Annotated in this window: 5 protein-coding genes; 4 read left to right on the top strand and 1 reads right to left on the bottom strand. The window is 70.9% G+C overall.

Features of this window, described 5'->3' with window-relative positions:
- Positions 1-361 precede the first annotated feature (361 nt).
- The 4 genes from MT346_RS03780 (at position 362) to mfd (ending at position 5,491) form a co-directional block, all read left to right on the top strand.
- Entirely contained in the window at positions 362-1,000 is a 639-nt protein-coding gene (locus tag MT346_RS03780; RefSeq protein ID WP_243561430.1) for a 50S ribosomal protein L25/general stress protein Ctc, read from the top strand.
- A 33-nt stretch (positions 1,001-1,033) separates the two neighbouring features.
- Entirely contained in the window at positions 1,034-1,618 is a 585-nt protein-coding gene (pth, locus tag MT346_RS03775) for an aminoacyl-tRNA hydrolase (RefSeq protein ID WP_243561429.1), read from the top strand.
- Positions 1,618-1,806 carry a hypothetical protein gene (locus MT346_RS03770; RefSeq protein ID WP_243561428.1) on the top strand — a complete coding sequence of 63 codons (189 nt, stop codon included), beginning with the start codon at positions 1,618-1,620 and terminating at the stop codon, positions 1,804-1,806. The genes pth and MT346_RS03770 overlap by 1 nt, the downstream gene beginning before the upstream one ends.
- A gap of 88 nt (positions 1,807-1,894) precedes the next feature.
- On the top strand, positions 1,895-5,491 hold the full coding sequence (gene mfd / locus MT346_RS03765; RefSeq protein ID WP_243561427.1) for a transcription-repair coupling factor: 3,597 nt from the start codon (positions 1,895-1,897) through the stop codon (positions 5,489-5,491).
- 150 nt (positions 5,492-5,641) lie between these two features.
- Here mfd and nhaA read toward each other — a convergent pair whose 3' ends face one another.
- A complete protein-coding gene (nhaA, locus tag MT346_RS03760) occupies positions 5,642-6,820 on the bottom strand; it encodes a Na+/H+ antiporter NhaA (RefSeq protein ID WP_243561426.1) in 1,179 nt (392 codons plus the stop codon).
- Positions 6,821-6,839 lie beyond the last annotated feature (19 nt).

Here is a 6,839-nt window from a genome sequence, read left to right as displayed (position 1 = left end):
CGCCCCCCCCCCCCCCCCCCCACCGCCGGTGCGGTGCGCCCACACCGCGCGCGACGGAAGTCGAATCGCGCATCGTGGGTCGGAACTCCCGACAGTCTGTGGGCGATCCGACCTCCCACGCGCGGAACGTCCACTCCCACACGCGGAACCTCCACTCCCGCGGTGGCCGACACGCCCGGGCGGGTACTGGTAGAGTTGTGGACGACTTCGGCGAGGGCCGCGTACGCGCGGCCGTGATCGACGCGGCGGATGACCCGGCAAGCTCTGGGACCGTTCCTCACGCGTGCACGCGTTCGAGTTGCAACACCACAGACCCCACGATGCCGGCACCCCGGCCTCGTTCCCCAGACCAGGAGGCACCATGGCCGACTACACCAAGCTCGCAGCGGAAGTCCGCACCAAGTTCGGCAAGGGCGCTGCCCGCAAGCTCCGCGCTGCCGACAAGATCCCCGCCGTGATCTACGGCCACGGGACCGAGCCGAAGCACGTGAGCCTGCCCGGCCACGAGACCATGCTGCTCGTCCGTACGGCCAACGCGGTCGTCGACCTCGACATCGAGGGCACGGCGCAGCTCGCCCTCGTCAAGGACGTCCAGCGTGACCCGGTGCGTCAGATCATCGAGCACATCGACCTGGTCGTGCTGCGTCGTGGCGAGAAGGTCACCGTCGACGTCCCGATCGTCGTCGAAGGCGAGTCCTTCTCCGGCACCATCCACGTGCAGGACCTGAACACCGTGTCGCTGCTGGTGCTCGCCACCGACATCCCCGAGCACGTCGTCGTCGACGTCGAGGGCCTCGAGGACGGCAAGCAGATCCACGCCTCCGAGCTGGTCCTGCCCGAGGGCGCCGAGCTCGAGACCGACCCCGAGGCACTCGTCGTGCAGATCGTCACCCCGCGTGCGACCGCCGACGACGAGGCCGCGGACGAAGCCGCAGCCGAGGCCGGTGCCGAAGCCGGCGCCGAGGGCGGCTCGGAGCCGGTCGAGACCGAGTCCGAGTAACACCCCCGTTCGAACGACATCTGGTCGACGCTGATGACGGATCGTGTCCTCGTCGTGGTCGGGCTCGGCAACCCCGGGCCCGACTACGCGGGGAACCGTCACAACGTCGGCCAGATGGTCCTCGACGAACTCGCTGCCCGGATGGGTGCGACGTTCAAGAAGCACAAGACCCCGAACACCGTCGCCGAAGGGCGGCTCGTGCCGGGGGGGCCGCGTCTGGTACTCGCCAAGCCCGGGTCGTTCATGAACACGTCGGGCGGTCCGGTCTCCAGCGTGCTCGGGTTCTACAGCGCGGCCCCGGCCGACCTGGTCGTCGTGCACGACGAGCTCGACCTGCCGTTCGACACCGTCCGGCTCAAGGGCAACGGCGGCCACGGCGGCCACAACGGGCTGCGCGACATCATCAAGGCCACCGGCACGAACGAGTTCTCCCGGGTGCGCGTCGGCATCGGCCGCCCGCCCGGACGACAGGACCCGGCCGACTACGTGCTGCGCGACTTCTCGCCCACCGAGAAGAAGACGCTGCCCAACCTGCTGGCGGACGCGGCCGACGCGGTCGAGGCGATCGCCGACCTCGGGCTGCTCGCCGCCCAGCAGCGCGTCCACGCGCCGTCGTGATGCCCGTCACCCCGCTCGTCGTCCTGGCGGCCGCCGGACCGCTGCAGTGGGTCGCGCTCATCGTGGTGGCCGTGGCCGGACTGACCCTGGCGTTCACTGCCCGGGTCCTGACGCGGCGGGTCACTCGCGGTGACCGCGACGACGTCCGGCCGACGCAACCAGACGACCTTGAGCCCGGCGAACACTGACGTCGGCGTGCAGGCCGGCCGTCCAGTCGCCGTTCGCCCGTCGCGCACCGCGCGGTCGCTGTCGGGCGTCGCCGGTACCATGTCCTGAGTGACGATCTCGGGCATCATCCCTGCGCTCTCGCGCGCCTCCGCGTTCGATCGCGTCCTGCGTGCCGCTCCTCGCGACGCCGACTTCTCGGTGGTCGACGGCCTGCGCGTGCCACTGCTGGCGGCGCTCTTGGCCGAGCGGAAGGGGCCGCAGTGCGTCCTGGTCATCACCGCCACCGGGCGTGAGTCCGAGGCCGTGCGCGGCGCGCTGTCGAGCTACCTGCCCGACACGCAGGTGCTCGAGTTCCCCGCGTGGGAGACCCTGCCGCACGAGCGCCTCTCGCCGAGCGCGCAGACCGTGGGCACCCGCATCGCCACCCTGCGCGCCCTGCAGCGATGGCAGGACACCGACGCTGCCGACCGCCAGACCACCGTCGTCGTGGCGAGCGTCCGCGCCGCGCTGCAGCCCATCGCCGACAACCTGACCGAGCTCGCGCCAGTCGTGCTGCGCAGCGCGTCACGCGGCAACGACCTGGGCGCGATCGCGGCGCAGCTCGTCGACCTGGCGTACGCCCGCGTCGACCTGGTCACGCGCCGCGGTGAGTTCGCCGTGCGCGGCGGCATCCTCGACGTCTTCCCGCCCACGGCCGACCACCCGGTGCGCGTCGACTTCTTCGGCGACGAGATCGACGGCATCAAGGCGTTCTCGGTGGCCGATCAGCGGTCCACCGACGACGACCTGCAGTCGGTCGAGCTCACCGCCTCGCGCGAGCTCCTGCTCAGTGACGACGTCCGGCAGCGCGCCCGCGAGATGCTCCACGAGTTCCCGAACCTGTCGCAGATGCTGGCGAAGGTGGCCGAGGGCATCCCGGTCGAGGGCATGGAGTCCCTCGCACCGGCCCTGGTCCGCAAGCTCGTGCCGATGACGACGTACCTTCCGACCCAGGCGACGATCGCGGTGTTCTCGCCCGAACGGGTGAGCGGTCGTGCGCACAGCCTGGCCGAGACCAACCAGGAGTTCCTGCAGGCCGCGTGGAGCGCCGCCGTCGCGGGAGCCCAGGCGCCGATCGACCTGGACGCGGGCAACTTCCTGACCGTGCCGCAGCTCCGTGCCGCGCGGGGTGACCGCACATGGTGGACGATCTCGCCGTTCGACAGCGGTGCCGACGAGCCCCTCAGCGACGCCGACGCCGCGGCCGAGGCGGGGGAGTACGTCCGCGTCCGGGCCGACGCGGTCCCGAGCTTCGCGGGCAGCGCCGACGGAGCGATCGCGCACGTCAAGGCGCTGACCGACGACGGCTGGGCCGTGGTCGTCACCGCCCAGGGGCAGGGGCTCGTCGAACGCGCCGTGCAGGTCCTCGCTGACGCCGGGGTCGCAGCCCGGGCCGAGGCCGTCACCGCACCGCCGCAGCCGGGCGTCGCGATCGTCACGATGGCGACGGTCGAGCACGGCTTCTCGATCCCGGACCCGCGCATCGCCGTGCTGAGCGAGGCCGAGTTCTACGGTCGGACCGCCCAGCAGGGTGCCCGCACGGTCAAGAAGCTCGCCAGCCGCCGCAAGAACGTCGTCGACCCGCTGCAGCTGAAGCCGGGCGACGTCGTCGTGCACGCCACGCACGGCATCGGCAAGTTCGTCGAGCTCGTCTCGCGCGAAGTGAGTTCCGGTGGCCGCAACGCCGTCAAGACGCAGCGCGAGTACCTGGTGCTCGAGTACGCCCCGTCCAAGCGTGGCTACCCGGGTGACAAGCTCTTCGTGCCCACCGACCAGCTCGACCAGCTCTCGCGCTACGTCGGCGGCGAGTCCCCGAGCCTGTCGAAGATGGGCGGCTCGGACTGGTCCGCGGCCAAGTCCAAGGCCCGCAAGGCCGTCCGCGACATCGCCGTCGACCTGGTCAAGCTCTACTCGGCCCGGATGGCGTCGAAGGGGCACGCATTCGGTCCGGACACACCCTGGCAGCGCGAGCTCGAAGAGGCCTTCCCGTTCGCCGAGACCGCCGACCAGCTCACCACCATCGACGAGATCAAGCGCGACATGGAGCGCCCGATCCCGATGGACCGGCTGCTCTCGGGCGACGTCGGGTACGGCAAGACCGAGGTGGCGATCCGCGCCGCGTTCAAGGCCGTGCAGGACGGCAAGCAGGTCGCCATGCTCGTCCCGACCACCCTGCTCGTGCGCCAGCACATGGAGACCTTCGCCGAGCGGTTCGCCGGGTTCCCCGTGCACCTGCGCGCGCTCAGCCGGTTCCAGTCCGAGAAGGAGTCGAAGGAGACCCTGGCCGGCCTGGCCGACGGCACGGTCGACATCGTCATCGGCACCCACCGTCTGCTGTCGCAGGGCGTGCAGTTCAAGGACGTCGGGCTCGTCATCATCGACGAAGAGCAGCGTTTCGGCGTCGAGCACAAGGACCAGCTCAAGAAGCTCAAGACCAACGTCGACGTGCTGGCGATGTCCGCGACGCCGATCCCGCGGTCGCTCGAGATGGCCGTGACGGGCATCCGCGAGATGTCGACCCTCGCCACCCCGCCCGAGGACCGCCACCCGATCCTGACCTTCGTCGGCCCCCAGTCCGACCTGCAGGTGGCCGCGGCGATCCGGCGCGAGATGCTCCGCGAGGGCCAGGTCTTCTACGTGCACAACCGCGTCAAGGACATCCAGTCGGTCGCCGCACACCTGGCCGAGATCGTGCCGGACGCCCGCATCGCCGTCGCGCACGGGCAGATGTCCGAGACGACGCTCGAACAGGTGATGGTCGACTTCTGGGAGCGCCGCTTCGACGTGCTGGTCTCGACGACGATCATCGAGACCGGGCTCGACATCGCGAACGCGAACACGCTCATCATCGACCGGGCCGACAAGTACGGCCTGTCGCAGCTGCACCAGCTGCGCGGCCGTGTCGGTCGTGGCCGTGAGCGCGGGTACGCGTACTTCCTGTACGACGCCGACAAGCCCCTGTCCGAGACGGCGCAGGACCGGCTCGAGACCATCGCGGCGAACAACGAGCTCGGCGCGGGCATGCAGGTCGCCATGAAGGACCTCGAGATCCGTGGGGCCGGCAACCTGCTCGGCGGCGAGCAGTCCGGCCACATCGCGGGGGTCGGCTTCGACCTGTACCTGCGCATGATCGGCGAAGCCGTGTCGCAGTTCCGCGGGGATGTCGCCGAGGGGCAGACCGAGTTGCGCCTCGAGATCCCCGTCGACGCGCACATCCCCGAGGACTACGTCGAGTCCGAACGGCTGCGGCTCGAGGCCTACCAGAAGCTGTCGGCGGCGTCGGCTCCCACCGCACAGCACGACGCGATCGACCTGGTGCTCGACGAGCTCACCGACCGGTACGGCAGCCCGCCGCAGCCCGTGCAGACCCTGGTCGAGGTCTCGCGGCTCCGACGCATGGCCCAGCAGGTCGGCCTGTCCGACGTGGTCGTGATGGGCTCGAACCTGCGCGTCGCGGGCAAGGAGCTCGCCGACTCGTCCCAGGTCCGGCTCAAGCGGATGTTCCCCGGTGCCCGGTGGTTCCCGCAGCAGAACGCGTCGAGCATCCCGATGCCGCGTCCCCACGACCAGGCGCTGCCCGACGACGCGCTGATCCAGTGGGTCGAGAGCATCCTGACCGCGGTCTACGGGGCGGCCGCTCCGGCCGAGGCGCCCGCGGCCGGGTAGTCACCACCCGACTCGTCGCGACAAGTCCGGTGTCGTACGACAGCGTCGGTGTCGTTCTGCCGGACGGCTGCCACCCGCGCGACATGTCCGATGTCGTACGACGGCGACCCTGTCGTTCCGCCGGACGGCTGCCGCGCTCGCGCCGCCGCCCTACTCCGTCGCCTCGGCCTCGGAGAGCTCGCGCCGTGCCCGGTGGTGCCGCGCGCGCAGGCTGACCACGATCGCCGAGGCTACCATCGCGATGCCGGACCCGACCAGCACGGCCAGCACGCCCTCGTCGACGATCTCGGCGTTGCCCGCGAAGGCCAGTTCGTTCATCAGCAGCGACACGGTGAACCCGATGCCGCCGAGCACCCCGACGGTGACGATCGACCAGAACGACAGCGACGGTCGGCCCGGCCCGCGGAACAGCCGTGTCGCAACGACGCCGAACAGGGTGATGCCGACGACCTTGCCCACCGGCAGCGCGAGCACGACGGCCCAGAACGTGGGGGAGAGCTCGCCGACGCCCACGGCCGGGATGACCACCGCGGCGGACGCGAACGCGAAGACGGGCAGCACGATGGCATTCGACCAGGGTTCGACCCGCTCGTGCAGGGTGTGGCCCGGCCGGCGCGGCAGCACGAGGCCCAGGGCGACGCCGGCGATCGTCGCGTGCACGCCCGAGTGGTAGACCAGCCACCACGTCACCACGCCGACCACGACCATGCCGGCGATGAACCACCCCTGGCCGGTGCGACCCGGGCGGAGCATCCGGCCGAGCAGCCAGAACACCACGAGCAGCACGGCCGCGCCGCCGAGCGCCAGGAAGTCCGTGTCGTGCGCGAACACCACGGCGATGATGATGATCGCGATCAGGTCGTCGAGCACCGCCAGCGCCAGCAGGAACACCCGGAGCGTCGAGGGGAGCCCTCGGCCGAACATCGCCAGCACACCGAGCGCGAACGCGATGTCGGTCGCCGTGGGGATCGGCCAGCCGGACGTGTACTGCGTGCCGGCGGTGACGGCCAGGTAGATCCCCGCCGGCACGACGACACCACCGATCGCCGCGATGGCCGGGACGACAGCCGTCTTCGGGTTCGACAGCTCACCGGCGACCAGCTCGTGCTTGAGCTCGATCGCGACGAGCAGGAAGAACACCGCGAGCAGGCCGTCGCTGATCCAGTGCGTGACCGACAGGTCGAGGCCGACGGCGCCCCACGGGGCGTGCGCGTCGAGGACGTGTTCGAGGCCGGGGCCGATCGGCGTGTTCGCCAGGACGAGGCCGAGGACGGCTGCGGCCAGCAGGGCGATGGCGCTGAAGCGTGGGGAACGGATTGCTGCGAGCATGGGACTCCGTGAGGGTTCG

Source organism: Curtobacterium sp. VKM Ac-2922, from assembly GCF_022815645.1.
In the GTDB taxonomy this organism is placed as follows: Bacteria; Actinomycetota; Actinomycetes; order Actinomycetales; family Microbacteriaceae; genus Curtobacterium.
Note: the sequence above shows the minus strand (reverse complement) of the source record. Positions and strands in the feature narration are given on the sequence as shown.